Source organism: Pseudonocardia sp., assembly GCF_050246655.1.
Taxonomy (GTDB): Bacteria; Actinomycetota; Actinomycetes; order Mycobacteriales; family Pseudonocardiaceae; genus Pseudonocardia.
This window is the reverse complement of the sequence record NZ_JBFWVQ010000010.1, coordinates 72329-99071: the sequence shown is the minus strand read 5'-3', so window position 1 is coordinate 99071 and position 26743 is coordinate 72329. Positions and strand designations below refer to the sequence as shown.

General features: G+C 74.0%; 29 protein-coding genes. 18 read left to right on the top strand and 11 right to left on the bottom strand.

What is annotated here, in order from left to right:
- Positions 1-82: 82 nt before the first annotated feature.
- Together AB7J25_RS06040 and AB7J25_RS06035 are read right to left on the bottom strand one after the other, a co-directional pair.
- Positions 83-310: a helix-turn-helix domain-containing protein gene (locus AB7J25_RS06040; protein WP_428505916.1), complete on the bottom strand. Its 228-nt coding sequence runs from the start codon at positions 308-310 to the stop codon at positions 83-85.
- A 159-nt stretch (positions 311-469) separates the two neighbouring features.
- A complete protein-coding gene (locus tag AB7J25_RS06035; RefSeq protein WP_428505894.1) occupies positions 470-739 on the bottom strand; it encodes a hypothetical protein in 270 nt (89 codons plus the stop codon).
- Here AB7J25_RS06035 and AB7J25_RS06030 point away from each other — a divergent pair.
- A complete protein-coding gene (locus AB7J25_RS06030) occupies positions 732-1130 on the top strand; it encodes a hypothetical protein (RefSeq protein ID WP_428505892.1) in 399 nt (132 codons plus the stop codon). The two genes, AB7J25_RS06035 and AB7J25_RS06030, sit on opposite strands and share 8 nt — an antisense overlap.
- 7 nt (positions 1131-1137) lie before the next feature.
- On the opposite strand, the gene AB7J25_RS06025 is transcribed toward AB7J25_RS06030, so the two are convergent.
- The 5 genes from AB7J25_RS06025 to AB7J25_RS06005 all read right to left on the bottom strand — a co-directional run bounded on the left by AB7J25_RS06025 (position 1138) and on the right by AB7J25_RS06005 (position 6375).
- Complete coding sequence (locus tag AB7J25_RS06025; RefSeq protein ID WP_428505890.1) at positions 1138-2058, bottom strand: hypothetical protein; 921 nt, start codon at positions 2056-2058, stop codon at positions 1138-1140.
- Between the two features lie 483 nt (positions 2059-2541).
- Complete coding sequence (locus AB7J25_RS06020; RefSeq protein ID WP_428505888.1) at positions 2542-4032, bottom strand: ABC transporter permease; 1491 nt, start codon at positions 4030-4032, stop codon at positions 2542-2544.
- Positions 4029-4787 (bottom strand): ABC transporter ATP-binding protein, encoded by a 759-nt coding sequence (locus AB7J25_RS06015; RefSeq protein WP_428505886.1) that lies wholly within the window; start codon positions 4785-4787, stop codon positions 4029-4031. The genes AB7J25_RS06020 and AB7J25_RS06015 overlap by 4 nt, the downstream gene beginning before the upstream one ends.
- Positions 4788-4825: 38 nt before the next feature.
- Entirely contained in the window at positions 4826-6031 is a 1206-nt protein-coding gene (locus AB7J25_RS06010) for a pyridoxal phosphate-dependent aminotransferase (protein ID WP_428505884.1), read from the bottom strand.
- Positions 6032-6057: 26 nt separating this feature from the next.
- On the bottom strand, positions 6058-6375 hold the full coding sequence (locus AB7J25_RS06005) for a 4a-hydroxytetrahydrobiopterin dehydratase (RefSeq protein ID WP_428505882.1): 318 nt from the start codon (positions 6373-6375) through the stop codon (positions 6058-6060).
- Between the two features lie 62 nt (positions 6376-6437).
- Here AB7J25_RS06005 and AB7J25_RS06000 point away from each other — a divergent pair, with 62 nt between their 5' ends.
- The gene (locus tag AB7J25_RS06000; protein WP_428505880.1) at positions 6438-7277 is read left to right on the top strand and encodes an NUDIX domain-containing protein; all 840 of its coding nucleotides are present in this window, start codon (positions 6438-6440) and stop codon (positions 7275-7277) included.
- 20 nt (positions 7278-7297) lie between these two features.
- Here the strand turns inward: AB7J25_RS06000 and AB7J25_RS05995 are convergent, their stop codons facing one another.
- A complete protein-coding gene (locus AB7J25_RS05995) occupies positions 7298-8188 on the bottom strand; it encodes a hypothetical protein (protein ID WP_428505878.1) in 891 nt (296 codons plus the stop codon).
- 164 nt (positions 8189-8352) lie between these two features.
- Between AB7J25_RS05995 and typA the strand changes: the two genes are divergently transcribed.
- Genes typA through AB7J25_RS05970 form a run of 5 tightly spaced genes read left to right on the top strand, consistent with a single transcriptional unit; the run spans position 8353 to position 14302 of the window.
- Positions 8353-10245, top strand: a complete 1893-nt coding sequence (gene typA, locus AB7J25_RS05990; protein ID WP_428505876.1) for a translational GTPase TypA — start codon at positions 8353-8355, stop codon at positions 10243-10245.
- A 10-nt stretch (positions 10246-10255) separates the two neighbouring features.
- Positions 10256-12127: an ABC transporter family substrate-binding protein gene (locus AB7J25_RS05985; RefSeq protein ID WP_428505874.1), complete on the top strand. Its 1872-nt coding sequence runs from the start codon at positions 10256-10258 to the stop codon at positions 12125-12127.
- Between the two features lie 44 nt (positions 12128-12171).
- Positions 12172-13047, top strand: coding sequence for an N-acetyl-1-D-myo-inositol-2-amino-2-deoxy-alpha-D-glucopyranoside deacetylase (gene mshB / locus AB7J25_RS05980; RefSeq protein ID WP_428505871.1), 876 nt, complete (start codon positions 12172-12174; stop codon positions 13045-13047).
- On the top strand, positions 13044-13454 hold the full coding sequence (locus tag AB7J25_RS05975) for a hypothetical protein (RefSeq protein ID WP_428505869.1): 411 nt from the start codon (positions 13044-13046) through the stop codon (positions 13452-13454). Before mshB ends, AB7J25_RS05975 begins: the two co-directional genes overlap by 4 nt.
- A gap of 56 nt (positions 13455-13510) precedes the next feature.
- Complete coding sequence (locus AB7J25_RS05970) at positions 13511-14302, top strand: hypothetical protein (RefSeq protein ID WP_428505867.1); 792 nt, start codon at positions 13511-13513, stop codon at positions 14300-14302.
- On the opposite strand, the gene AB7J25_RS05965 is transcribed toward AB7J25_RS05970, so the two are convergent.
- Positions 14281-15333: a GNAT family N-acetyltransferase gene (locus tag AB7J25_RS05965; protein WP_428505865.1), complete on the bottom strand. Its 1053-nt coding sequence runs from the start codon at positions 15331-15333 to the stop codon at positions 14281-14283. The genes AB7J25_RS05970 and AB7J25_RS05965 overlap by 22 nt on opposite strands.
- An 83-nt stretch (positions 15334-15416) precedes the next feature.
- On the opposite strand from AB7J25_RS05965, the gene fdxA reads away from it, so the two are divergent.
- The 3 genes from fdxA to AB7J25_RS05950 are packed head-to-tail and all read left to right on the top strand — an operon-like array spanning position 15417 to position 18128.
- A complete protein-coding gene (gene fdxA, locus AB7J25_RS05960) occupies positions 15417-15743 on the top strand; it encodes a ferredoxin (protein WP_428505862.1) in 327 nt (108 codons plus the stop codon).
- Positions 15744-15756: 13 nt separating this feature from the next.
- Positions 15757-16848 carry a succinyldiaminopimelate transaminase gene (dapC, locus tag AB7J25_RS05955; protein WP_428505860.1) on the top strand — a complete coding sequence of 364 codons (1092 nt, stop codon included), beginning with the start codon at positions 15757-15759 and terminating at the stop codon, positions 16846-16848.
- Positions 16845-18128 carry a CynX/NimT family MFS transporter gene (locus AB7J25_RS05950; RefSeq protein ID WP_428505858.1) on the top strand — a complete coding sequence of 428 codons (1284 nt, stop codon included), beginning with the start codon at positions 16845-16847 and terminating at the stop codon, positions 18126-18128. The genes dapC and AB7J25_RS05950 overlap by 4 nt, the downstream gene beginning before the upstream one ends.
- 11 nt (positions 18129-18139) lie before the next feature.
- Here the strand turns inward: AB7J25_RS05950 and AB7J25_RS05945 are convergent, their stop codons facing one another.
- On the bottom strand, positions 18140-19105 hold the full coding sequence (locus AB7J25_RS05945) for a CHAD domain-containing protein (RefSeq protein ID WP_428505855.1): 966 nt from the start codon (positions 19103-19105) through the stop codon (positions 18140-18142).
- Between the two features lie 64 nt (positions 19106-19169).
- Positions 19170-20108, bottom strand: a complete 939-nt coding sequence (gene dapD / locus AB7J25_RS05940) for a 2,3,4,5-tetrahydropyridine-2,6-dicarboxylate N-succinyltransferase (RefSeq protein WP_428505853.1) — start codon at positions 20106-20108, stop codon at positions 19170-19172.
- Between the two features lie 710 nt (positions 20109-20818).
- Here dapD and dapE point away from each other — a divergent pair.
- The 8 genes from dapE (at position 20819) to AB7J25_RS05900 (ending at position 26610) form a co-directional block, all read left to right on the top strand.
- The gene (gene dapE / locus AB7J25_RS05935; protein ID WP_428505850.1) at positions 20819-21880 is read left to right on the top strand and encodes a succinyl-diaminopimelate desuccinylase; all 1062 of its coding nucleotides are present in this window, start codon (positions 20819-20821) and stop codon (positions 21878-21880) included.
- Positions 21881-21917: 37 nt separating this feature from the next.
- Positions 21918-22679 carry a TIGR00730 family Rossman fold protein gene (locus tag AB7J25_RS05930; protein WP_428505848.1) on the top strand — a complete coding sequence of 254 codons (762 nt, stop codon included), beginning with the start codon at positions 21918-21920 and terminating at the stop codon, positions 22677-22679.
- Between the two features lie 32 nt (positions 22680-22711).
- Positions 22712-23260, top strand: a complete 549-nt coding sequence (locus AB7J25_RS05925) for a TIGR00730 family Rossman fold protein (RefSeq protein WP_428505845.1) — start codon at positions 22712-22714, stop codon at positions 23258-23260.
- A gap of 95 nt (positions 23261-23355) precedes the next feature.
- On the top strand, positions 23356-24168 hold the full coding sequence (folP, locus tag AB7J25_RS05920; RefSeq protein ID WP_428505914.1) for a dihydropteroate synthase: 813 nt from the start codon (positions 23356-23358) through the stop codon (positions 24166-24168).
- A 58-nt stretch (positions 24169-24226) separates the two neighbouring features.
- The gene (locus tag AB7J25_RS05915) at positions 24227-25195 is read left to right on the top strand and encodes a glucosyl-3-phosphoglycerate synthase (protein WP_428505843.1); all 969 of its coding nucleotides are present in this window, start codon (positions 24227-24229) and stop codon (positions 25193-25195) included.
- Positions 25196-25248: 53 nt separating this feature from the next.
- Positions 25249-25596 (top strand): DivIVA domain-containing protein, encoded by a 348-nt coding sequence (locus tag AB7J25_RS05910; protein WP_428505841.1) that lies wholly within the window; start codon positions 25249-25251, stop codon positions 25594-25596.
- Positions 25593-26060, top strand: coding sequence for an SRPBCC family protein (locus AB7J25_RS05905; RefSeq protein WP_428505839.1), 468 nt, complete (start codon positions 25593-25595; stop codon positions 26058-26060). The genes AB7J25_RS05910 and AB7J25_RS05905 overlap by 4 nt, the downstream gene beginning before the upstream one ends.
- Positions 26053-26610: a DNA-3-methyladenine glycosylase I gene (locus tag AB7J25_RS05900; protein ID WP_428505837.1), complete on the top strand. Its 558-nt coding sequence runs from the start codon at positions 26053-26055 to the stop codon at positions 26608-26610. The genes AB7J25_RS05905 and AB7J25_RS05900 overlap by 8 nt, the downstream gene beginning before the upstream one ends.
- The last annotated feature ends 133 nt before the right edge of the window (positions 26611-26743 follow it).

Genomic DNA, 26743 nt, shown 5'->3' with positions numbered 1-26743 from the left:
CGCGCCGAGCGGCCTGTCACCGGCGTCGCACCGAGCGGATGATCGTTGCGGTGCTCGTCGGCCATGGTCATCTGCGTACTCCTCACGTCAAGAGGATCTTGTTACACAGACCATCTGACAGGCCCTCGACCTGATCATCGGTGACGGTGCGCGGACGCCCCGGGCGCGGCTCGTCCAGCAATCCTTCCAGCCGCTGATCCAGGAACCGGTCGCGCCATCGACGGGCCGTGCCCACCTCGACCCCGACCTTCGCCGCGACCGCCGTGTTGCCCAGACCCTCCGCAGCGGCCAGCACGATCCGAGACCGCACCGCCACCGCATTCGCACTCCTCGCGCGACGCGTCCAGGCCGTGAGCTGGGCTCGTTCCTCATCTGACAAGACCACTGCCGGAGCAACAGGATGCGGCACCGACCAAACCTACACGGCTACAACAGAATTATTGACTCACGACACTAGCTGGCGAGCACCTCACCAAGCATGGCTGCCCGCAGCCGTGCGCGTGCGCTCCTCCGCGGTGGGCCACAGGTGCGCGTACGTGTTGAGGGTGACGGTCGCGCTGGAGTGCCCCGGCGAGCGCTGGACCGCCACCACGTCGCAGCCCGCGGCGATCAGCCCGGACGGGTAGAAGTACCGCAGGTCGTGCAGCTTGATCGTCGGGTACTTCGCGAGGTGCGAGCCCTCCGCCCAAGTAGCCCACAGTGTTCGGGTGCGGCGGGTTGCCGTTCTCGCCGTGAACATCCACCGGCCGGGCGCCCCGGCCGCGGAGGCGCGCGATGTGCCCGCGGACGATCGTGACCAGGCCGTCGGTGAGGTAGATGGTCCGCTCGCTGCCGTACTTGGCTGCGCGGACCTCGACGCCGCCGCCGGGCTCGCGCTGGACCTGGCGGTGAACGACGAGCCTGCGGTCGTCGAGATCGAAGTCCCCGACCTTGACGGCGGCGACCTCGCCGATCCGGAGCCCTCGAGGGCGGCCAGCACGACGAACGTGTGGAAGTCGCTGTCGGCGGAGTCAAGGCGGCGCCTGCGGCGCGGGCCCGCTTCCGTCTTCGCGCACTATCGCCTCCGGCCCGTGCGCAGGCCGGGCGGCCTCAAGCCGTGCGCGCTGAAATCTCGGACGATGGTAACGTGATTCGCGACTACGTCTCGCTGCGGCGCCAGGCCTCGTCCGCCGAGGGGTCCTTGAAGCGCCTCATCTCTGATGTCTTAGCAATAAGAGCGTCAACCCATGCTTTGGTTGCCGCTCGACTCTCTCCGCTGTGCCGTGGCAGTTTGTGAATTCGCATCATAGATGCTCTGGGCGTATCCTGAGTCCCCAGGCAGATCCCCACCGGGACGTTAACGGCAGAACATCCTTGAAGCAGCAGCTTATTGTTGAGAACGGCAACGAAGTCGGGTTCGATCACGACCTCAATACCATTGAGCATGAATCGGCCCTGGTCGATTACTACGCGGTTGGGCACCTCGAAGCTCATGCCGACGAGGAACTTGCCGTGATCTTCGCGGATCTCCAAGCGTCTGCCGGTGAGGCGGATGTCCCATGGTGACGTTGAGTAAACTAGTGCATTGTTCGCAATTCGAAGTGCCTGCTCGTTGAACTCATTAAACAGGTTGAGATGCAGGAGCAGGTGGCCGTCGCCTAGAACGAAGCCCAGCATGGGGACGTCGTCAATGACGAGCGCGGCCGTTGAGGTTCCGTACCCGGCGTCCTTCGTCGTGAAGGTGCATCCGCCAATACTTATCTCGCACTCCGTGCCCGAGTAATGAAGGGTGTAAGGCTTTGAGTGGCCCGTTCGGAGATTAAGCGGATTAGCGTTTGCTTCGGCCACCTTCTCGGGGGGTAACAGTTTCCCTGTCTTCTCGCGATGATGCTGATCGCAAAGTAGAGTGATTTCGTCCGCGACGTGACGCTTCACTGCTGCCCACTCAAGCATATGCTCATACTCGTATAGCGGCAATCCGCAGATGACGCATCCAAACCCACAGCGTTGCCGGACTTCACGCTGAATGGGGAGCGGAACCTTTCGCTGCTCAGGCTCCGGCTCAGTCTCATCTCTCATGGCCTACTGCTCTAACTAGTTCACTCAAGGACCGCGTCTTGCCCATGCCAGGTATGCATACCCCCGCACGCTGAGCACTGCACCACGTTGTTCTCGAACGTTGAGGTCTGGAACGACTCTGCGTCTGCGCTCATACTCGTTGGAACCAGCTCGCCCGTAATGGGGCATTTGATCATGATTCGTGCCATGAGTGGAGGTTACTCAGAGCGTGTGCAGCATGACTTGAGGGGGTTATGGGCCAGCTGTATGCAGTTGCGCCCTCGCCGGTAGATCCGGGTGAGGGCTGGCCGGACGTGAAGCTGTTGCGGCCCACCGTGCGTGGGCTGACACCGTTGCGGCGGAGCTCGTCCTCGACCGCCCTGACGAACTCCTCCTGATCCGGTCGCAGCCGCCCGCCGACACTCAAGAAGACCTCGTTCACACGCGCAGCATGGCCGGTCGCGGCCGGACGGTCACGGGCCGCGACCCGTGTCGCGCGGCCGGTCAGGCCCGCGGGATCCGCACGGTGACGTTCATCCCCGGCACGAGCGTCGTCCCGTCCCGGTCGGTGATCGCGATCCGCACGGGCACCACCTGGTCGATGCGGTCGAACACGGCCGTCGAGTTGTCCGGCGGGGTGCCGTCGACCGTGGCCGCGGTGCCGACCCCGATCTCCGCGACGACGCCGGCCAGCGAGCGGTCGGGGGCGGCGTCGGCGACGATCTCCACGGTCTCGCCGGCCCGGACGTCGCCGATGTCGTCCTCGTCGATGCGCGCGGTCACGTAGACCGCGGAGAGGTCGTAGACGACGGCGAGCCGGGCGCCCGCCTCGACGTGGGCGCCCTCGACGCCCTGGTTCATGACGACGGTGCCCGCCCCCGGGGCGCGCAGCACGACCTTCGGGCGCATCGAGCCTGCCATCTGGATGCGGCCGACGGCCTCGTCCTCGCGCACGGTCGCGCCGTCGGTGGCGCGCCAGTCCACGAGCGTGCCCGCCGTGGTGGCGACGATGGGCAGCTGCTCGCCGTCGACGGTCGCGTCGTCGGTGGTGACGTAGCGGTTGGTGTCGACGAGGTGCGCGGCCGCGAACACACCGACCACGAGGACCACCACGAGCGGGACGGCGCGGCGCCTGCGCCGCTGCGCCGGGGTGGGGTCCCCGGTGCGGCGGCGCAGCGTCATCGCCGCGAGCACGAGCGCGAGCAGCGCACCGCCTGCGACGACCGTGACGTCCCACAGGAACGTGCCGGTGATGAGCGAGGTGCTGCCGACCTCGTCGAGGGCGTCGATCGAGTAGGTCAGCGGCAGGACGTCGCTGACCGCCTGCAGCCAGCTCGCCATCTGCTCGCGCGGGACGAAGAGCCCCCCGAGCAGGATCTGCGGGATCACCACCACCGGCATGAACTGCACGGCCTGGAACTCGGTGGTCGCGAAGGCGCTCGCGAGCAGTCCGATCGCCATCCCGAGCACGGCACCGGCCACCGCGACCAGGCCGACGAGCAGCGGGTTGCCGGGCGTGGACAGGTCGAGCAGCAGGTAGGCGGTGAGGCAGGTGACGACGGCCTGCGCCGCGGCGGCCAGGGCGAAGGCGATGCCGTAGCCCAGCAGCAGGTCGAGCTTGGCCATCGGCGTGGTGAGCAACCGCTCCAGGGTGCCGCCGGTGCGCTCGCGCAGCATCGCGATGCTCGTGACGAGGAACATGGTGGTGAACGGGAAGATCCCGATCAGGGTGAGCGCGATCCCGTTGAACTGGGTCTGCGAGTCGAACATCGCGCTGGTGAGCGCGAGCAGCGCGCTCGGCACGACGAGCAGCATCGCGATCGTGCGGTGGTCCCCGCGCAGCTGCAGCAGGACGCGCCGGGCCGTCGCCGCGACGATGCGCGGGGTGAGGACGCGGGCGGGTGCTGGCGCCGGTCCGGACGGGACGGCGGCGCGGGGCTCGGGTCGCCCGGGCGCCGCGGGGGCGGTCGGCCGGGGCGCGGCGGGCGCGGTCACGGCGCCACCCCCGCGCGGGAGCCGCCGGCACCGGCGGCGCGGATGGTGCGGAGGAACGCCTCCTCGAGGTCGTCGGTGCCGGTGCGCGCCCGCAGCGCGTCCGGGGTGTCGTCCGCGACGAGGTGTCCCTCGCGCATCAGGACGAGCCGGTCGCACTGGCCCGCCTCGTCCATGACGTGGCTGGAGACGAGCAGCGTGGTGCCGCCGGCGGCGAGGGCGTGGAAGCGCTCCCACAGCTCGCGGCGCAGCACCGGGTCCAGCCCGACCGTCGGCTCGTCGAGCACCAGCAGCTCGGGCGCGGCGAGCAGGGCGCAGGCCAGCGACACCCGCGTGCGCTGGCCGCCGGAGAGCGTCGAGACGCGCTGCGTGGGGCGGTCGGCGAGGTCGACGTCGGCGAGCGCGCGGTCCGCGGCGGACGCCGGCACGCCGTAGACGGCGGCGAAGTAGCGGACGTTCTCCCGCACGGTGAGATCGCCGTAGACCGACGCGGCCTGCGTGACGTAGCCGACCCGGGCCCGCAGCGCGGCGGTCCCGGCGGGCTCGCCCAGCACCGCGACCGCGCCACCGTCGATCTGCTGCACGCCGACGACGCAGCGCATCAGCGTCGTCTTGCCGCAGCCGCTGGGGCCGAGCAGGCCTGTGACCCGCCCGGCGGGAGCGTCGAACGTGAGACCGTGCAGGATCCGCCGTCCGCCGAGGACGACGACCAGGTCTCGGACCGCGACCGCGTCGACCATGGCGACCCCCCTGTTCAACAGGTGATGAAATAATAGTCGCTGGTCGATGGATGGTGCTACTGGCGATACCCCTGGAGGAAGCGCCCGATCGTGGTGATCGCGGCGGTCAGCTCGTCCGCCTCGGGCAGCGTGACGATCCGGAAGTGGTCCGGGTCCGGCCAGTTGAAGCCGGTGCCCTGCACGACGTGGATCTTCTCGGCCAGCAGCAGGTCCAGCACGAACCGCTCGTCGTCGCGGATCGGGTGGACCTCGGGATCCAGCTGTGGGAACGCGTAGAGCGCGGCCGCGGGCTTCACGCACGAGACGCCCGGGATCGCGTTCAGCGCGCGCCAGGCCGCGTCCCGCTGCTCGCGCAGCCGGCCGCCCGGCGCGACCAGCGCGTCCAGGCTCGTGTCGGCGAGCGCCGCCTCGACGACGAACTGCGCCGGGCTGTTCGGGCACAGCCGCATCCCGGCGAGCATCGTGAGGCCCTCCAGGTAGTCCCGCGCGTGCTGGCGCGGCCCCGAGACGACCAGCCAGCCCGCCCGGAACCCGGCCACCCGATGGCTCTTCGAGAGCCCGCTCATCGTCAGGCAGAGCACGTCCGGAGCCAGCGCCGCGATGTGGTGGTGCTCGCCCTCGAAGACGATCCGGTCGTAGACCTCGTCGGCGAGGATCATGAGGTTGTGCCGGCGCGCCAGGTCGGCGATGCCCTCCAGCAGCTCGCGGGAGTACACCGCGCCGGTGGGGTTGTTCGGGTTGATGACGACGATCGCGCGCGTGCGGTCGGTGATCCGGGCGGCGATGTCGTCCAGGTCGGGCTGCCAGCCGTTCGACTCGTCGCAGCGGTAGTGCACGGCCGTGCCGCCCGCGAGCCGGGTGACGGCCGTCCACAGGGGGTAGTCCGGGCTGGGGACGAGCACCTGGTCGCCGGTGTCGACGAGCGCCTGGATCGCCATCCCCGCGAGCTCGGACACGCCGTTGCCGAGGTAGACGTCGTCCGCGTCCAGGTCGGCGACACCGCGCGCGGTGTAGCGGGCGACGAGCGCCTCGCGCGCCGGGCGGATGCCGCGCGAGTCGCTGTACCCGTGGGCCGTCGGCAACCTGCGGACCATCTCGTCGAGGATCGCGGCGGGCGCAGCGAAGCCGAACGCCGCCGGGTTGCCGATGTTGAGGCGCAGCACGCGGTGGCCCGCCGCCTCCAGCTCGTTGGCCCGGTCCACGACCGGGCCGCGGATCTCGTAACAGACCCCGGTGAGCTTGCTCGACTGACGGAACTCCACGCCCGCAGCGTACGGGGGCGACCCCGTCAGGAGCGTGCGGCGGCCTGCGCGTCGACCGCCGTGTCGATGGCCTTGTCGATGGCGGCGGCGAGTTCGACGTCCAGGCCGGTGACGCCGCCCGCCGAGTGCGTCGAGCAGCGGAAGTGCAGCGTGCGCCAGCGGATGTCGATGTCGGGATGGTGGTCGCGCTCCTCGGCGACCACCGCGACCCGGTCGACCACGGCGATCGCCGTCGGGAAGCTCGGCAGCTTCGCGGTACGGACGATGGCGTCGCCGTCGCGGCGCCACTGCGGCAGCTGTCCGAGGGCTTCGGTGATCGCGGCGTCGTCCAGCAGTGCGGCCATGCCGCCATCCTGCCGCGCCCGGGCCGCCATGGCAGCCCCGGGCGGCTGCCTAGGGTGATCGCGTGCCCGTGCTGCGCGCCGTGACCGACATCGACGCCCCGCCGCGGCTGGTGGCGGGCATCCTGCGGGACATGGACGCCGTCGCGGAGGGGCTCGGCAGGCTCGGCCACACCGCGCGGGCCCCGGCGCGGATGCTCGTCGCTGGCGACGAGGTGGCGTTCCGCGCGCGGCTGTGGCCGGGCGTCCGCGTCCCGCTGCGGACCCGCGTCACCGGCGTGTCGGCCGACGGGATGGTGTCCGAGCTGGTCCGGGGGCTGCTGGGTGGCCCGCTGCTGGCGCTGGAGCACCGCATCACCCTGCTGGCGCGCGGGGACGGTACGACGATGATCGACGAGCTGAGCTGGCGCGGGCTCCTCGGCGTCGCCGACCCCGCGGTGCGCCGCTTCGGAGCGCAGGCCCAACGTGCCCGCGCCGACGTGCTGCGCGCGCGGGCGGCTGCGGCGTGCCGTCCGCCGAACCGCGTGGTCGTCGGCACCGCACTCGTCCGCGACGGGCGGCTGCTCGCCGCGCAGCGGGCCGAACCGGCATCGCACGCCGGCCGCTGGGAGCTGCCCGGCGGCAGCGTCGAGCCGGGGGAGAGCGAGCCGGACGCGGTGGCGCGGGAGTGCCGCGAGGAGCTCGGGACGGACGTCGTCCCCGGGGCGCGGCTGGGTACGGACCTGCCGATCTCCGTGGGGCTGCTGCGGGTGTACGCGGCGACGCTCGCGCCCGGCGCACCGCCACCGCAGGCTCTGGAGCACGCCGAGCTGCGCTGGGTGGGCCCGGGCGGGATCGATGCGTTGCCGTGGCTGCCCGCCGACCGGGCGCTGCTGCCCGACCTCGCCGCGCTGCTGCGCGGGTGAGCTCACCGCCCCACTCATCGCTACGCCCGCTCGACGGCCGCGCGGAGCTGTGCGAGCACGGCCTGCGGGTGCTGCGCGAGGTGGTGCCATTCGCAGCGCAGCAGCGTCCAGCCCTCGCTCGCCGCCGGTGGCGCACCGGGCCGCCACGCCCAGCCCCGCACCGCGACGACCACCCGCGCGGGCGGGAGGAGGGCCGTGGCCCCGTCCCCGGGCGGGCCGGTGCACCACCCCGGCAGGCCGCTGCGGTGCAGCAGGCCGTCCAGCAGCGTGCGGGCCGCGGCGCCCGCCCGGTCGGCCGCCGCGTCGAGCAGCCTCCCGGCCGCCGCCGAGCCGTGGGCACCGAGCCGGCGCCGGTGCGCCGCGACCACGGCGGGGAACGCCACGTGCTCCTGCAGCGCCCGGTCGAGGAGGGGCGCTCCGCGCTCGCCCGCCTCCGCCGCGGCCTCCAGCACGGCCAGCGGCGCCGCCGCGACCGGCACGCCGCGCACGACGGTCCGGTCCGCCGCGGCGACACCGCGGCGGCGCACCCGCACGCCGGGGCGGGGCCGCGGCCGCCGCGCCCGCGGCACCGTCACGTCCACCGTGGCGGGCGCGACCGTCACGATCCCGTGCCACCACGCGGCGGCGCTCCCCGCCAGCACCGCCCCCTCCCCGGCCCAGTGCAGCGCCGCGCGGACCCGGGCCTCGTCGCCGAGGAGGTGCCCCGCGGCCAGGTAGACGCGTGGGTGCAGGGGCCGCCAGCGGCGGGTGCGCAGCCGGTGGTCGACGGCGTCGGGGGAGAGCCCGGCCGCGAGCGCCTGCGCCCGGGTGATCACCCCGGCCTGCCGGGCGAGCAGCATGTCCAGGGCGGTGGAGGGGACGGTGGAGGGGACGGCCGTGCGCGGCACGGCGAGCGGCGGAGCGGTCGGCATGACCCCACCGACGGATCCCGTAGCGTCCCGGTTCCGCCGAACCGGGAATCCGTCGCGATCGTGAACGAACCCTCCGGACCGGGCGTGACCTGCGCCACCGGCTACCGTGAAGTGTGAGCACTGCAGGTTCCCTGGTCGAGGCGGCACGAGAGGTGGCACGAGACGTGACCGACCCGCGCCGCCCCACCGAGGCGCGCCCCGAGCTGCGCAACATCGCCATCGTGGCGCACGTCGACCACGGCAAGACGACGCTGGTCGACGCCATGCTGCGCGCGTCGGGGGCGTTCGGGGCCCGCGCGGCGGTCGTCGACCGGGTGCTCGACTCCGGCGACCTGGAGCGCGAGAAGGGGATCACGATCCTCGCCAAGCACACCGCGATCACCTGGGACGCGATGACGGTCAACGTCGTCGACACGCCCGGGCACGCGGACTTCGGCGGCGAGGTGGAGCGCGGCCTGTCCATGGTGGACGGCGTCCTGCTGCTCGTGGACGCCTCGGAGGGCCCGCTGCCGCAGACGCGCTTCGTGCTGCGCAAGACGCTCACCGCCGGCCTGCCGGTCGTCCTCGTGGTGAACAAGACGGACCGGCCGGACGCCCGCATCGCCGAGGTCGTCGACGAGAGCCTGGAGCTGCTGCTGGAGCTCGCGGACGAGCTGGAGCTCGACGAGGCCCTGACGGCCCGGCTGCTGGATCTCCCGGTCGTCTACGCCAGCGGCCGCGCGGGCCGCTCGAGCCGCACCCGGCCCGCGGACGGCACCGTGCCGGAGGGGACGCTCCAGGACCTGTTCGACACGATCCGCGAGCACGTCCCGCCGCCGGCGGACGACCCCGCCGCCCCGCTGCAGGCCCACGTCACGAACCTGGACGCCACCAGCTTCCTCGGCCGCATCGCGCTGTGCCGGGTCCGGGCCGGGACGATCCGCCGCGGCCAGCAGGTGGCGTGGTGCCGCGCGGACGGCACCGTCACCCGCGTCAGGATCACCGAGCTGATGCGCACCGAGGCCCTCACCCGCGTCCCGGCCGAGGAGGCCGCCGCGGGCGACCTCGTGGCCGTCGCGGGGATCCCCGAGGTGACGATCGGCGACACCCTCGCCGACCCGGAGAACCCCGTCGCCCTGCCGCGCATCCACGTCGACGAGCCGGCCATCGCCGTCACCGTCGGGACGAACACCTCCCCGCTGGCCGGGCGCGACGAGCACCCCGGCACCAAGCTCACCGCACGGCTGGTCAAGGGCCGCCTGGACGCGGAGCTGGTGGGCAACGTCTCCCTGCGGGTGCTGCCCACCGCCCGGCCCGACGCCTGGGAGGTGCAGGGTCGTGGCGAGCTGGCCCTCGCGGTACTGGTGGAGACGATGCGCCGGGAGGGCTTCGAGCTCACCGTCGGCAAGCCCGAGGTCGTCACCCGCACGATCGACGGGCGGCTCCACGAGCCGTTCGAGCAGCTCTCGGTGGACGTCCCGGGCGAGCACCTCGGCGCCGTCACGCAGCTGCTCGCGGGCCGCAAGGGCGAGATGCGGCACATGGTGCACGGCGAGACCCGGGTCCGCCTGGACTACCGCGTGCCCAGCCGGGGGCTCATCGGCTTCCGCACCGAGTTCCTCACGATCACCCGGGGTGCGGGCATCGCGAGTCACGTCTTCGACGGCTACGGCCCGTGGGTGGGCGAGCTGCGCACGCGGCTGCGCGGGTCGCTGGTCGCGGACCGGCCGGGCCCGGTCACCGGGTACGCCGTGGACCAGCTCGCGGATCGCGGCGTCCTGTTCGTCGGGCCGGGCACCCAGGTCTACGGCGGCATGGTGATCGGCGAGTACACCCGCGGCGAGGACCTCGAGGTCAACATCACCCGGGAGAAGAAGCTCACCAACATGCGCTCGTCCACGGGGGACGAGCTGGTGAAGCTCACCCCGCCGACGATCCTCAACCTCGAGCAGGCGCTGGAGTTCTGCGCGCCGGACGAGTGCGTGGAGGTCACGCCGGACGCGGTGCGGGTGCGCAAGGTCGAGCTGGACCCCCACGCCCGCAGCCGCCAGCGCGCCCGCGCCCGGCAGGCCGGCTGAGGCGGCGCCCGTGCCCCGACGGCCGGTGTGGGCGGCCCCGCACGGCGGGGCGGCGGGTCCGCTCCGGGCCGGCGCGGGTGCTGCGGCGCCCGGTGCCGCACGGCGGCGTGCCCGGCTCGCCGCGCTGCTGCTCCTCGTCGTCACCGCACTGCTCGCGGCCTGCACCACCGGGCCCACCGCCCCCGAACCGCCCGTCCCCGAGCCGCCCGCAGGCGAGCCCGGGCAGCCGGTCGAGCCGAGCCAGCTCGTCGTCGCGGTCGACGACCTCGGTGCCGGGTTCAACCCGCACCTGCTCGCGCACCGCTCGCCGACCACCACCGCCGTGGCCTCGCTCGTGCTGCCGTCCGTGTTCCGGCCGGACGGCACCGGCGCACTCGAGCTGGACACCACCGTCGTGACCAGCGCCGAGGTCATCAGCCAGGACCCCTTCACGGTCAGCTACGAGATCGATCTGCGCGCCTCCTGGTCGACCAACGCCCCCATCGCCGCCGAGGACTTCGTCTACCTCTGGGAACGCATGCGCAGCGAGCCAGGGGTGGCGGACGCCGCCGGCTACCGGATGATCACCGACGTCCGGTCGCGCGCCGGCGGCAAGGCCGTGGACGTCGTGTTCAGCGAGCCGTACCCGGACTGGCGGCTGCTCTTCTCGGGACTCCTGCCCGCGCACATCCTCAAGGACGCCCCCGGCTCCTGGACCGGCGCGCTCACCGCCGGGTTGCCGGCGTCCGGGGGGCCGTTCCGGATCGTGACGGTCGACCGCGGCCGCGGCGAGATCGTGCTGGGCCGCAACGATCTCTACTGGGCCACCCCGACGACGCTGGACCAGCTGGTGTTCCGCCGCCTCGACCCGGCCGGCCTGCCGGGGGCGCTCGCCTCGGGTGACGCGGACGTGGCGCTGACCGGCGACGACACCGGGCTGCGGCAGTCACTGAGCGGGATCGTGCCCGCTCCGAGGGTGCAGCGCGCCCCGCAGCCGTCGGTCACCCAGCTCGCGCTGCGCACCGACGACGGGCCGCTCGCCGACGCCGGGGTGCGGCGGGCCGTCGCCGCGCTCGTCGACCACGAGGCGCTGCGCACCGCCGTCGCGCCGGACGCCCTGCCCGCGGACGCGTTCGGCCGGGCGCCGTCGCAGGCCGGGTACGCGGCCACCGCGCCGCCGCCACCGGACCCCGCGGAGATCACGCGGCTGCTCACGACCGCGGGCTGGACCCGCGGCGAGGACGGCTGGGCCGTCGACGGCGAACCGGTCGGGCTGGTCGTCGGCGCGGCCGCGGAATCGCCGACCGACGTGCGGATCGCGCAGCTCGTCGCGGCCCAGCTGCGGGCAGCGGGGCTCGGGGCCACCGTCGTCGCGCCGCCGGGCGTCGCGCTCTACGCGCAGCGGACGGTGCCCGCCACGGCTCCGACGACGGCTCCGACGGCTCCGACCACCCCGGTGACGACGGCCGCGCCCGATGCGGAGCCGCCCACCCCCACCCCGAGCGCCGCGGCGGTGCCGGAGGGCAGCGGCGCCGGGGTGCAGGTCGACATCACCGTGCTGTCGCGGCCCCTGGACGACACCCCGGGTCCCGAGCTGGCCGCCTCCTACCTGTGCCCGCCCGCGAGCGCGCTCGTCCCGGACCCGCCGGAGCCCCCCGGCGGCTCCTGCATCGCGCAGCTGCGACCGCTGTACGTGGCGCTCCTGGCCGGTGTCGGCGGCGACACGATCCGCGACCTCGTCGAGCGCGAGCTGTGGGCGCGGATGCCGGCGTTGCCGCTGTTCCAGCCCGTCACGCTGGTGGTGAGCACCCGGGCGGCGGACGCGGCCACCGGGATCGGCCCGGGCCCGCTCACCACCGGCCCGACCACCGGCGCGGAGCGCTGGGCCGAACCCGAGCGCTGAGGCGTCCGGGGGGTGTCCGGCGGCGTCCGCATAGGCTGTCCGCCGTGACGACCCGGACCGCGCGGCGCGTGCTGTTCGTCCACGCGCACCCGGACGACGAGTCGCTCGCCACGGGCGGCACCATCGCCCGGTACGCCGCCGATCCCACCACCTCCGTCACGCTCGTCACCTGCACGCTCGGCGAGGAGGGCGACGTGATCCCGCCCGAGCTGGCGCATCTCGCGGCCGGGGAGGCCGACCAGCTCGGCGGCTACCGCATCGCCGAGCTCGCCGCCGCCTGCGCCGCGCTGGGCCCGGTCGACCAGCGCTACCTCGGCGGGGCGGGCCGCTGGCGGGACACCGGGATGGCACTGGCCGGGCACGGGATACGCGCCGCGCTCCCCTCGACGCTGCACCCCCGCGCGTTCGCCTCGCCCGAGGCGTTCGATGCCCAGGTGACGGCGCTGCGCGAGATCCTCGACGAGGTGCGCCCGCAGGTCGTCGTCAGCTACGACGCGGCGGGTGGCTACGGCCACCCCGACCACGTGCGCGCCCACGATGTCACCGCGGCTGCCGTCGCTGCGTGCCCGCACGTCCGGAAGCGGTACGCCTGCGTGCGCGGCCGCGCGCAGCTCGACGCGGGCCTCGCCGCGCTCGCCACCGTGGCGGACCTGCCGTTTCGGCTGCCGGGGCCGGACGAGCTCCCGAGCGTCGACGACGCGCTGATCACCACCCGGGTCGAGGTCTCCGCATTCCACGGCCACCAGCTCGCCGCGATCCGCGCGCACGTCACGCAGGCCTGGGCGCACGACGGTCCGCCGCCCAGCTACGCGGTCAGCAACGGCGTCGCCCAGCCGATGCCCGACGACGAGGAGTACGTCCTGCTCGACGCCCCGCCCGGCGGTCCACCGGAGACCGACCTGTTCGCGGGTGTCGCGTGATCCTCCAGGACCCCGCCGAGCGCCCCGTCGAGCAGCGGGACCGGACCCGCGAGGTCTGGCTCGATCGGGTCGCCATCGGGGTGCTCGTCCTCGACGGGGTTCTGGTGGGCATCTTCGGGGCGCTGTTCAATCCCATCTTCTACGGCGCCGTGCCGCTGCCCATGGGCGCGATCCTCACGATCCTGATCCTGCCGTGGCTCGTGGCACGGGCCGCCGAGATCGACCCCCGGCGCTGGGTGGCCGCGGCACCGTTCCTGGCGTGGGCGGTGACGGTCGGGGTGCTCGGCGTCGTCGGCCCCGGTGGGGACGTCGTGCTGCCGGCGACATGGCAGTCCCTGCTGCTGTGTGCGGGCGGGCTCGTGGCCGGCTTCGTCGGCCTGCGGCGGGCCGGCGCGGAGGACTGGTGACCCGTGCTGGTCCGGGACGGGGTGATCCGGGGTACCGGAACGGGTAGAGCACGATCGTGACCACGACGCGCGGTACCCAGGGACCGATCAGCGACGCCGCCATGGCGGGGGCGCTGCGGACGTTCGTGCGCGCCACCCGGCCCGTCCTGGACGGGCTACGGGAGTCCGACCCGTTCGGGCTGCGGCAGCGGGTCGTCGCCGATCTGCCCGCCGGCACGGCCCGCGGGCTGGCGCAACGGCTCCTCGACTTCCTCGCCGCCGTCGAGGTGCCCGGCACCGCCGCGTGGGCGCAGATGGACCGGGCGCAGCGCGTGCACTGGTGGGTGCGCCGGGTGGGGCGGTTCACGACGGCGGTCGCCGCCGTCCCCGGGCTCGGCGGGGCGCTCGCGGCCAAGCTGCCGGTGGCGAAGGCCGTCGGCACCGCGGGCCAGGGCCTGCTGCTCGTCGCCGTCGCGGGGGAGTACGGCGTGCGCGAGGAGCGCCACCTGGTCGCGATGCTCGGCGCCGTGATGTTCGGCCGGGACCTCGACACGTCCCACGAGCTGACGGCCGCGGAGGAGTCGGCGGCCGAGGCGGGAGCCGCGGAGATCACCGCCCCGCTGCGCGGGCAGCGGCCCAGCCTGAAGCGGCTCGCCGGTGCGATGTGGTCGCTGGGCCGGGCGCTGTTCGCCGTCGAGGACGAGCTGGACAAGCGTCCACACGGCCGCTTCTACCACGGCATGCTCGCGATGGTCCCCGTGGTCGGGGCCTTCGGGAAGTACCTCGGGGAGTGGTCGGGGCTCAAGCGCGCCGCCCACCGGGCTGAGGAGTGGCTCGCCGCGCACCCTCAGGCGGCCGGCACGCGGTAGCGGTAGCGGTGGTGCTCGCGGCACCCGAGCCGGTCGTAGAACGCGCGGGCCTGCGTGTTGTGCAGCGCCACCTGCAGGACGGCCCAGCGCGCGCCGTGCCGGTCGCCCCATGCCGCCAGCGCGGCCGTGGCCGCCCGGGCGTTGCCGCGGAGCCGGGCGTCGGGAACCGTGACGAGACGGGACAGGTGCAGGTGGTCCTCCACCAGCGCGCCTCGGGCCGCCGCGAGACCCGGGACCAGGGCGAACACGGTCCGCAGCGGCGTTCGGGTGCGCTCGGTGGGGGCGGCCGTCGGCCCGCCGCCGAGGTCGGGCGGGGCCGGGTCGCCGGCGGTCGGGTCGAGGACGGCGTGCTCGGCGGGGAGCGGATCGCGGCCCAGCGCGAGGTGCCACCAGCGGGCGTCGGGGTGCTCGAGCAGCGTGACGGCGGGGGCCGGGTCGGCCGGGTCGGTGGCGGCCGGGTCGGCGAGGTCGGCCGGGTCGGCGAGGTCGGCGAGATCACCGACGAGCACCGCCACCTCCGCGCCCGCGGCGTGCCCGGCGTCGAGCACCCACCCCTCGTCCGCCGCCATCCGGTCCCACGGCGAGCCGATCGGCGCCTGCACCCGCGGCGCGATCCCGTGCTCCGCGGCGAACCTGCGCACCTCGGCGAGGGCCGCGGGAAGCGGCAGCCCGGGGTCGCCGACGGCGATCGCCGAGTTCGCCCGCCCGGTGAACCCGCCCGCGGCGCGCAACCGCCACGCACCCAGCGGCACGTCGACCGCGGCGGGCCAGGCGTCGGCGCACAACCCCTCGAGCCTGGCCACCGCCGCCCACGAGGCCCGTCGCGGCACCGGTGGCGGCACCAGCCGCACCGCCACCACCGCGGCCCGCGCCACCCGGACCGGTCCGTGGCGGGAGTGCACGATCACCGCGTCCGGGCCGCCGTCCGCGAGCTCCCCGACCGCGTCGCTGAACAGCGCTCGACCGTCGCGCTCGCCGACCTGGTGACGCAGCGTCACACGCCGCCCGACCCAGTCGGTGAGCTGCTGCACGTCACCCGCCCCGGCTCCCATCCTGTCCCGGCCGCGATACATACTTGTCCTCGTCTCGACCTTGCCGTGATGGAGGACCACCCGTGACGTACGTTATCGCCGAGCCCTGCGTCGACCTGCTCGACAAGGCGTGCATCGAGGAGTGTCCGGTGGACTGCATCTACGAGGGCGAGCGGATGCTGTTCATCCACCCGGACGAGTGCGTGGACTGCGGTGCGTGCGAGCCGGTGTGCCCCGTCGAGGCGATCTACTACGAGGACGACGTCCCCGACCAGTGGTCGGCCTACACCAAGGCGAACGTCGACTTCTTCGACGAGCTGGGCTCGCCGGGCGGGGCGTCGAAGGTCGGCAAGACGCCGAACGACCCGCAGTGGATCAAGAACCTGGCGCCCGTCGAGCACGATCACTGACCTGTCGCCCGATGTGAGCCGTACCCTCCCCGACTTCCCCTGGGATTCACTCGCCCCGGACGCGGCGATCGCCCGCGCACACCCGGACGGCATCGTCGACCTGTCGGTCGGCACCCCGGTGGACCCGGTGTCGGACTTCGTGCGCGCGGCTCTCGCCGGCCCCGCGGCGGCGGAGCCCGGCTACCCGACGACACACGGGCCCGCCTCGCTGCGCGAGGCGATCGCGGGGGCGTTGCGGCGGCGGTTCGGCGTCGTCACCGACCCCGCGGCGGTGCTCCCCACGATCGGCTCCAAGGAGCTTGTCGCGTGGCTGCCGACGCTGCTCGGGCTCGGGGCGGGCGATCTCGTCGTCATCCCCGAGCTCGCGTACCCCACCTACGAGGTGGGGGCGCGGCTCGCCGGTGCGGAGTGGGTGCGGGCGGACTCGACCGTCGCCCTCGGCCCGCGCCGTCCCCGGCTGGTGTGGCTGAACTCGCCGTCCAACCCCACCGGGCGCGTCCTGCCCGCCGCGCACCTGCGCAAGGTCGTGGACTGGGCGCGCGAGCGGGGCGCGGTGGTCGCGTCGGACGAGTGCTACCTGTCGCTCGCGGGCGGGACGGACGCCGTCTCCGTGCTGCATCCGGATGTCTGCGGCGGGTCCGCCGAGGGGCTGCTCGCGGTGCACTCGATGTCGAAGTCGTCGAACCTCGCCGGCTACCGAGCCGGGTTCGTCACCGGTGAGCCGGCGCTCGTCGCGTCGCTGCTCGAGGTGCGCAAGCACGCCGGGATGATGGTGCCGCGGCCCGTGCAGGCGGCGATGCAGGCCGCGGCGTCCGACGACACCCACGTCGCGGAGCAGGCGGCGGTCTACGCGCGGCGGCGCGCCGTCCTGTGGCCAGCCCTCGAAGCGGCGGGGCTGACGATCGAGCATTCCGAGGCGGGCCTCTACCTCTGGGCGACGGCGGGCCGACCCTCCCGTTTGACGGTGCGGGATCTCGCGACGCAGGGTGTCCTCGTGGCACCCGGAGACTTCTACGGCCCCGCGGGCGCGCGGCACGTGCGCGTCGCACTCACCGCCTCCGACGAGCGGATCGCCTCAGCAGCGGCGCGGCTGCGCCGGGCGTGACTCCCACCCCGCAGCGGCGCGGGGTCGGGCGGGGTGGCTCCGGCCGCACCCTGCCGGACGACCCCGTCGCCGGGCCTGCAGCCCGCACGGTGCGCCCGGCCGTCGTCCTGCTCGGCGTGCTCGCGCTCGCCGCGAACCTGCGCGCCGCGCTCGCCGGGTACCCGCCGCTGCTGGAGACGGTCCGCGCCGATCTCGGGTTGTCGGCGGCCGTCGCGGGGCTCGTCCAGGCGGGCGCGGTGCTCATGATGGCCGTCGGGTCGTTCGCGGGCTCCTCGGTCGACGCCCGCTTCGGCCGCGAGGCGGCGCTCGGCGGCGCGGTTGCGCTGGTGGGTGTGGGCAGCCTCGTGCGTGGCGTGCCGGTCGCGGCAACGCTCATCGGTGGCAGCCTTGTGATCGGCTTCGGGATCGGTGTGGCGGGGGTGCTGCTCACCGGGGTGGTGAAGGAGCACCTCGCCGCCCGCGCCGGGGCGGCCACCGGCGGCTACGTGGTGGCGATGATGGTCGGCGCCACGCTGTCGAGCGCGCTGGCCGTCCCGCTCGCGGTGCTGCTCGGCGGCTGGTCGTGGTCGCTCGCCGTGTGGTCCGTGCCGGCCGTGCTCGCGGCGGCGCTGTGGGCACCGATCGCGGCCCGCACGCACCGGCACGCGGCTGCCACCGCCGCGACGCCACCGGCCGGTAGCGTCGAGCGGGCCCCGCGGCGCGTCCGGCGGCTGCCCTGGAACGACCGTCTCGCCCGGCTCACGGCCTGCTACCAGGCCGGGACGTCGACGATGTTCTACGGGTGGCTCACCTGGCTCGCGCCGTACTACGACAGCCTGGGCTGGTCGGCGGAGCGCGCCGGACTGCTGCTCGCGGTGTGGAGCGTCGGGCAGATCCCGGCCGCGCTCCTCGTCCCCGCGCTGGCCGAGCGGCGGCGACGATGGCGGTTCTGGGCGTCACTCATGCTCGCGAGCGCCGCCGTCGGGACACTCGGCGCCCTGGTGGTCCCGCTGCCGCCGATCATCGGGCCGTGGATCTGGGCGCTCCTGATCAGTTTCGGTCTCGGGGCGGGCTTCCCGCTCGGGCTCGCGGTCATCGCCTGGCGCACACCCCATGGTGCCGCGAGCGCGGCGACCAGCGGTTTCGCGCTGGGCATCGGCTACACCGCCGCGGGCGTCGCACCGGTGGTGATGGGCGTGCTCGTGGATGTCAGCGGCTATCCGGCCGCGATCGCCGTCCTCCTGCTCGCCGCCGCGGTGCAGGCGGTGGCGATCTGGCGGATCGGGGACCGCCCGGCCTGAGCCGGTGCCGCCTAGAGTGCGCCGGCGCGCGTTCGGACGTGTTCCCAGGCGTCGTGCCACAGCCCCCGCATCTCGATCGCGCGTGCGTGCTCCCGCTCGACGAGGCGCCCGGCGACGAACACGACGTGCGCGTCGACCGCGCCGTCGCCGACGAGCAGCCCGTCGAGCAGGCGACGTACGCGATCCTCGGCCACGCAGGCGTCCTGGTGTTCCCCGAGGACCTCCTGCAGGTCCGCCGTGGCGGTGAGCAGCTGCTTCACCGACCTGGCCTGCTTGCGCCCCATGGCGGGCTCGACCAGCTCGCCGGTGTAGCGGACCCGCTTGCCGTCGATACGGAGCGCATGCAGCACCTCGTCCGGGGGATCGTCGCCCGCGCGCTCGACGGCCTTGGCGAGGCGGCGGACCTCCTTGCGGACCAGATCGATCAGCTCGGGCCTGCTCTGCGTGGCCGACGGCGTGGGCAGCGGCAGCCGGACCGCGTCCGCGAGCCGCTCCACGAGCGCCGTGTAGCGGGGCGCGTTCAGCGCGGCCAGCATCGTGATCCGCGCCTGCGCATGCTCCGTCTCCAGCCCGCCGACCAGCACCTCCGCAGCGGCCCGTTCCCGGTCGGGAAGCGCAGCGGCCTCGCCACGCAGCCGCAGGAGCATGACGTCCAGGTCCCGGACGGGACCCAGGGCACGGCCCAGCCAGCCGAGCTCGGCGCGCAGCCCGTCCGCCCACGCGGCGTCGAGCAGCGGCCGGGCCGCCTTGAGCGTCGCCCGCATGCGGCGCACCGACACCCGCATCTGGTGGAGCTCCTCGATGTCCGTGCCGTCCCGCGTGCCGGGGTCGTGGCGCAGCATCGCGCGCAGCCGGAGGTCCAGGGCCGCGCGCACGTGGTGAGGCGCAGGATCGCCCGGCTTGGCGATCACCGGCTCGGGCAGGTCGAGTGAGTCGACGGCGATCACGCGGACTCGCGGCGGCGTGGCGGTGGGCACGAGCGTCGAGGATAGGGCAGCCAGGGTGCCTGTTCGCTCGATCACGGGCGATCCGACGCCGGGTTCAGTCGTTGGCATGCAGCACACTGTTCAGCGCGATGCCGTGGCCCTGCCGCGGGCGCGCCTCGACCGCACCGGTGAGGGAGTGCCGGCGGAACAGCAGCCCGTTCTGGCCGGACAGCAACCGGGCCGACGTGACGGTTCCGTCCGGGACCGTCACCTTCGTCCCGGCCGTGACGTAGAGGCCGGCCTCGACGACGCAGTCGTCGCCGAGGGAGATCCCGATCCCCGCGTTGGCTCCGACGAGGCAGCGCCTGCCGATGGAGATGACCTCCTTGCCGCCGCCGGAGAGCGTGCCCATGATCGAGGCGCTGCCGCCGAGGTCGGACTCCTCCCCGACCACGACGCCCGCCGAGATGCGGCCCTCCACCATCGAGGCGCCGAGCGTGCCGGCGTTGTAGTTGACGAACCCCTCGTGCATCACGGTGGTGCCGCTGGCGAGATGGGCACCCAGCCGGACGCGGTCGGCGTCGGCGATACGGACCCCGCCGGGCACAACGTAGTCCACCATCCGCGGGAACTTGTCGACCCCGAAGACGGTGACCGGCCCGCGCGACCGCAGGCGCGCCCGGACCGTCTCGAAACCCGGTACCGCGCACGGGCCGGCGTTCGTCCACACCACGTTGGCGAGCAGCCCGAAGATGCCCTCCAGGTTCGCCTCGTGCGGCCGGATCAGCCGGTGGCTCAGCAGGTGCAGCCGGAGGTAGGCGTCGGGGGCGTCCTTGGGCGGGTCCGCGAGCGACTCGATCGCCGTCCGGACCACCGTGGTGCGCACTCCGCGGGTGGCATCCTCGCCGACGAGCCCGGCCAGGAGCGCGGACGTGTCCTCCGCGTCCGGACCGAGCGCGGGAGCCGGGTACCAGGTGTCGAGCACGACACCCGTGTCGGTGACGGTGGCCAGGCCGGTGCCGCTGGCCTCTTCGCGGCGCGGTGCGATGCTCACGGGACGACGCTATCCCGCTGCATCGCCGCGTCGTCGGCCTGGTTCTGGTGCCACCGGGCCGAACCCGGCCCGCGGGGGCGGTGAACGGCTGGTCGGTCGAGGTGTCGCGGACCGGAGGCGCGGCTTCGCGTCGGCCCTGCTGGGGGGCTGGTGGGCTGCGTTGGACGCCGGTGCGCTGCGTTGGGGTCCGCTGGGCTTCGCAGGGCGCCGGTGCGCTTCGCAGGGGTTGTCCGCGGGCTTCGCAGGGTGCGGGTGCGCTTCGCAGGGGCTGCGGCGTCTGCGAACCGTGCCGAGTCTCTGCGAGGCTGGGGTGGGCTGGGCCACGGAAGAGGTCGGAGGTGTCCTGCGGGGCCTGCCGGTGGGCCGACCGATCAGGTGGGGGCGGGAGCATGGCGCGATGCGCCTGGCGATGGGCGGGCCCGCCAGCGCGCCGCCGGTGTCCGGGCCGCTGGACCGCCGCACGGTGACCGGGCTGCGGCCCCGCCGACCGAGCCGCTGCCCCGCCGTCCGGGCCGCTGGCACCGCCGACCGAGCCGCCGCCGGCCGCCCGCCGCCCGGGCCGCTGCACCGCCGTACGGTGCCCGGCCGCTGCACCGGCCGCACGGTGACCGGGCTGCGGCACCGCCGACCGAGCCGCCCGCCGCCCCGCCGATCGGGCGCCCAACGCCCGTGCACCGGCCCGGCCACGCCCCGGCGTACCGTCGACGCCCGTGATCACGCTCGACCTCACCGCCGATCCCGTGGCGCTCACGGCGGCGCTCGTGGACGTCCCGTCGGTGTCGGGCGAGGAGGCACGGCTGGCCGGTGCGCTCGAGGCGGCGCTGCGTGAGCAGGCGCCGCACCTGGAGGTCGCGCGGTCGGGCGCGGCGGTCCTGGCCCGCACGCACCTGGGGCGGGATCGGCGGGTGCTCCTCGCGGGCCACCTGGACACGGTCCCGATCGCGGATAACCTCCCGAGCCGGCGCGACGGCGACCGGCTCTACGGGTGCGGGACGTCGGACATGAAGGCGGGGAACGCGGTCATCGCCCACCTCGCGACGACGCTGCCCGCCCCGCGCCACGACCTGACCCTGGTGTTCTACGACTGCGAGGAGATCGAGGCGGCCCGCAACGGTCTCGGCCGCATCGAGCGGGAGCTGCCCGAGTGGCTGCGCGCGGACCTCGCGATCCTCGGCGAGCCGACGAACGGGGCGGTCGAGGCGGGCTGCCAGGGGACGCTGCGCGCGGAGATCCGCACGACGGGCAGGCGGGCCCATTCCGCGCGATCGTGGCTGGGCCACAACGCCATCCACCGCGCGGCGCCGGTGCTGGAGCGCCTCGGCCGGTACGAGCCGCGCGACGTCGACATCGACGGCTGCGTCTACCGCGAGGGCCTGCAGGCCGTGCGGATCGCCGGGGGTGTGGCGGGGAACGTCGTCCCGGACGAGTGCGTCGTCACCGTCAACTTCCGCTTCGCCCCGGATCGCGACGCCGCGGCCGCGGAGGCGCACGTCCGGGAGGTCTTCGACGGGTTCGACCCGGTCGTCACGGACCTGGCGCCGGGCGCGCTGCCCGGCCTCGCCGCACCGGCGGCCCGGGAGTTCCTCGCGGCCACGGGCGCGTCACCGTCGGCGAAGTACGGCTGGACGGACGTCTCGCGCTTCGCCGCGCTCGGCATCCCCGCGCTGAACTACGGCCCGGGCGACCCGAACCTCGCCCACACCCGCGAGGAGCACGTCGACGTCGCGCGGATCACCGAGGCGGCGGAGGTGCTGCGGCGCTTCCTCGCCTGATCGCGGTCACCGCCGAGCCCGCCCCTACCCTGGCGCCATGACCTCACTCCCGCCCCGTCGGGGCGAGAAGCAGCGCGGCCCGGTGGTGCTGCGCGGCGAGCGACGACACGAAACCACCACCACGGACCAGCGGCTACTGGACTCACGCGGGCCGTCCGACTGGGTCCACACCGACCCGTGGCGGGTCATGCGCATCCAGGCCGAGTTCGTCGAGGGCTTCGGCGTGCTCGCCGAGCTCCCCCGTGCCGTCACCGTCTTCGGCTCGGCCCGCACCCCCCGCGACCATCTCGAGTACGCCCAGGGCCGCGCGCTGGGCACGGCTCTCGCCGAGGCCGGGTTCGCCGTCATCACCGGCGGCGGGCCCGGCGTGATGGAGGCCGCGAACAAGGGCTGCTCGGAGGCGGGTGGGCTGTCGGTCGGGCTGGGCATCGAGCTGCCGTTCGAGCAGGGCCTCAACGAGTACGTGGACGTCGGCATCAACTTCCGCTACTTCTTCGTCCGCAAGACGATGTTCGTGAAGTACTCCCAGGCGTTCGTGTGCCTGCCCGGCGGCTTCGGGACGATGGACGAGCTGTTCGAGGCGCTCACCCTAGTGCAGACGAAGAAGGTGACGAAGTTCCCGGTCGTCCTGCTGGGCAGCGACTACTGGGGCGGGCTCTACGACTGGATCGCCAAGAGCATGCTCGACGGCGGCAAGATCGGCGAGAACGACGTCGGGCTGCTGCACGTCACCGACGACGTCGACGACGCGGTGGAGGTCGTCCACGCCGCGTACCGGGCTTGGGAGGCGGCGCACTGAGGCCCGGGGGTGCCGCGGGGCTCGCGGTGTGCGTGTACTGCGGATCGATCGAACCGGTCGATCCGCGCTTCCTGAAGCTGGCCGCGGATGTGGGCCGGGGCATCGCGGCGCGCGGCTGGCAGCTCGTGTCCGGGGGCGGCCGCCGTTCGATGATGGGCGCGGTCGCGGTGGCGGCGCGGGCGGGCGGGGCGCGCACGACGGGGGTCATCCCCGGGTCGATGGTCGAGCGCGAATGGGCCGACCACGACTCCGACGAGCTGCTCGTCACCGAGTCGATGCGCGACCGCAAGGCCGTCATGGAGACCCACGCCGACGCGTTCCTCGCGCTGCCGGGAGGCGTCGGCACGTGCGAGGAGCTGTTCGAGGTGTGGACGTCGGGCTACCTCGGCCTGCACGCCAAGCCGGTGGTCGTGCTCGACCCGGGCGATCACTACGGGGGGCTGCTCGACTGGGTGCGTGGGCTGCGCGACGCGGGCTTCGTCGAGCAGGCCGCGCTGGACCGGCTCGTGGTCACGCGGGAGGTGGACGAGGCGCTCGACGCGTGCGCCGCGCCGGTCCCCGAGCCGCGGTACCGGCCGTGACGTCCGCGCGCACACCGTGGCTGCCTGCTGCGACGGCGCCGCGTCCCCTGCTGCGCTTCCGGGGCCGGATCCCCGCCCAGGACCGGGCCCTGGTCATGGCGATCGTCAACCGGACGCCGGACTCGTTCTACGACCGTGGCGCCACCTACGCCGCAGGGGCCGCTCTGGAGCGCGTCGACCAGGCCGTCGCCGAGGGCGCGGACATCCTCGACGTCGGCGGGGTGAAGGCGGGGCCGGGAGCGGTGGTCGACCCGGTCGAGGAGATCCGCCGCACCGTCCCCTTCGTGGCAGCGGTCCGTGCCCGCCACCCGAACGTGGTCATCAGCATCGACACGTGGCGCGCGGAGGTGGGCCGGCTGGCCGTCGCGGAGGGCGCGGACCTGCTCAACGACACCTGGGCGGGCGCGGACCCGAAGCTCGCGGACGTCGCCGCAGAGGCGGGGGCGGGGATCGTCTGCTCGCACACCGGCGGCGCGACGCCGCGAACGCGGCCCCATCGGGTGCGCTACGCGGACGTGGTGGCGGACGTGATCGCCGAGACGGTCGGGCAGGCCGAACGGCTCGTCGCGCTCGGTGTCCCCCGCGAGGGAATCGTCATCGACCCGACCCACGACTTCGGAAAGAACACCTGGCACGGCCTGGAACTCCTCCGCCGATGTGACGAACTCGTTTCCACGGGATGGCCTGTGTTAATGGCGTTGTCGAACAAAGATTTCATTGGCGAAACATTAGGAGCGAGCTTGACCGAACGGCTCGAAGGTACGCTCGCGGCCACCGCGATCGCGGCGGGTGCAGGGGCACGGATCTTCAGAGCGCACGAGGTCGGGGCCACCCGCCGCGCGGTCGACATGGTCGCCGCGATCGTGGGCACCCGGAATCCGTCGCACACCGTTCGAGCACTCGCCTGAACGTGGAGAAGTGAACGGCAACGGCGCCGGGATGATCGACTCACGACTGGGAGGATCGATGGACCCCGCTATCGAGGACTGGTTCGCCCGCCGTACCTGGCAGACGCCGACGTGGACGGTTCCCGAGCTCGTCGCCGCCAAGAGGGGCCGCGACGTCTCGATCGTGCTCCCCGCGCTGGACGAGGAGGACACGGTCGGTGCGATCGTCGAGGCGATCATCCCCCTGACCACCGGCCCGGCGCCGCTGGTCGACGAGCTCGTCCTCATGGACTCCGGCTCGACGGACCGCACCTGCGAGATCGCCGCGGCGGCGGGGGCCCGGGTCGTCCTGCGCAGCGACGTGCTCCCGCACATGGAACCCGTCCCGGGCAAGGGCGAGGTCCTGTGGCGCTCGCTGGCCGCCACGACCGGCGACATCATCTGCTACCTGGACTCGGACCTGGTCGACTTCGACCCGGGCTTCGTCCCCGCGCTGCTCGGCCCGCTGCTCACCGAGCCGGGTGTGGAGCTGGTGAAGGGCTTCTACCGCCGCCCGCTTCGCCTGGAGACCTCGGACTCGGCCGAGACGTGGGGCGACAACGGCGGCGGTCGGGTCACCGAGCTCGTCGCGCGGCCGCTGCTGTCGGCGGTCTGCCCGGACCTCGGCGCCGTCGTCCAGCCGCTGGGCGGCGAGTACGCCGCCACGCGCGAACTGCTCGAATCGGTGCCGTTCGCCTCCGGCTACGGGGTGGAGATCGGCCTGCTGCTCGACACCCACTCCCGCTCGGGGGTGGAAGCGATCGCCCAGGTCAACCTCGGTGTGCGCAAGCACCGCAACCGCTCGCTGCTCCAGCTGGGGGTCATGGCCCGCCAGATCCTGTCCGTCGCACTCGCCCGCGGCTGCGTCGACGGGTTGTCCATCGACTCCGGGGCGGGGCTCACCCAGTTCGTGCAGGTCGGCGGCGAGTGGCTGCCGACGTCCACGGCGACGCGGACGGGCGAGCGCCCGCCGATGCGTGACGTGCTCGGACGCACCCGCGTGGCCTGAGCCCCGCCACGTCCGCCCCGGAAGTTGTCGGGGCGGTCGTGTATTCATGGCCTGTGGGCACCGCGCTGATCTACCTGCTGGTGGTGGTCGCCGTGGCGGCGCTCGTGTTCGCCGTGGCGGCCACGGTCTTCGGGCGAGGTGAGCAGCTCGCCCCACTGCCCCCGGGCGCTACGCCCACCCGGCTGCCTGTCGACGCCGTCACCGGGCGGGACGTGCGTGAGCTCTGCTTCCAGCAGGCACTGCGCGGCTACCGGATGGACGAGGTCGACTGGGCGCTCGGGCGGCTGGCCGACGAGCTCGACCGCGTCGTCGCGGAACGCGACGAGCTGCAGGCGCGGATCACGGCACTGCGCGCCCCCGCCTCTCGGGCCCGGACGGGCGAGCCGGAGGACCGGGCGTGACGGGGGTCGAGCTGGCGGTTCCGGTCGAGGTCGGGGTCCCGGCCGAGGTCCTCTGGCGCGCGGTCACGGACTGGGAGCGCCAGGGCGAGTGGATGCTCGCCACCACGGTGCGGCGCACCGGCGGCGACGGGCGCGCGCCCGGCTCGACGTGGAAGGCCGCCACGGGGGTGGGCCCGCTCGCGGTGGTCGACACGATCGAGCTGGTGGAACTGGTCGAGGGCGGCCCGTGGCGGGCCACGGTGCGGCACACCGGGAAGGTGGTCCGCGGGGACGGGATCTTCATCGTCGAGGCGCTGGGGCCGTCGCGGTCGCGGTTCACGGTCGTCGAGCGGCTGGACCTGCCCTGCGGGGTCCTCGGGCGCGCCTGCTGGGTCGCCGTCCGGCCGATCAGCCGGCTGGGCCTGGAGATCTCGCTGCGCAGGCTGGCCCGCCGGGTCGAGGCGGAGTACGCGGGCCGTGGGTGAGGCCGTCGAGCGCGTCCGCTGTGCCTGGGCCGGTTCGGCACCGGAGTACGTCGCGTACCACGACGACGAGTGGGGCCGCCCGCTGCGCGGGGTCACGGCGATGTTCGAGCGGATCAGCCTGGAGGCGTTCCAGTCGGGCCTCTCGTGGCTCGTGATCCTGCGCAAGCGGCCGTCCTTCCGCGCGGCGTTCGCCGGGTTCGACCCGGCAGCGGTCGCCGCGTTCGGCGAGCGGGACGTGACCCGCCTGCTCGCGGACGCCGGCATCGTCCGCAACCGCGCCAAGATCGAGGCGACCGTCCACAACGCGCGCGCCGTGCTCGACCTGGACGTCCCGCTCGACGACCTGCTGTGGTCGTTCGCACCCGCGGAGCACCCGCGTCCGGTGACGCTCGCCGACGTCCCCGCCGTCACGCCCGAGTCGACGGCGATGGCGCGCGAGCTGAAACGCCGCGGGTTCCGGTTCGTGGGCCCGACCACGTGCTACGCGCTCATGCAGGCCGCCGGCCTGGTCGACGACCACGTCGCCGGGTGCTGGCGCGCACGACGCTGACCGTCCGCAGCGGACGCGCGCGGCAGGACGCACGCCGTACCCCGATCGGCGTCGCGACACGCGCCGCGATCGCTCCGGTGTCACGTGTGGCGGACCGATGAGGAAAGATGTTGGGAAGACCAAACATCCCGCC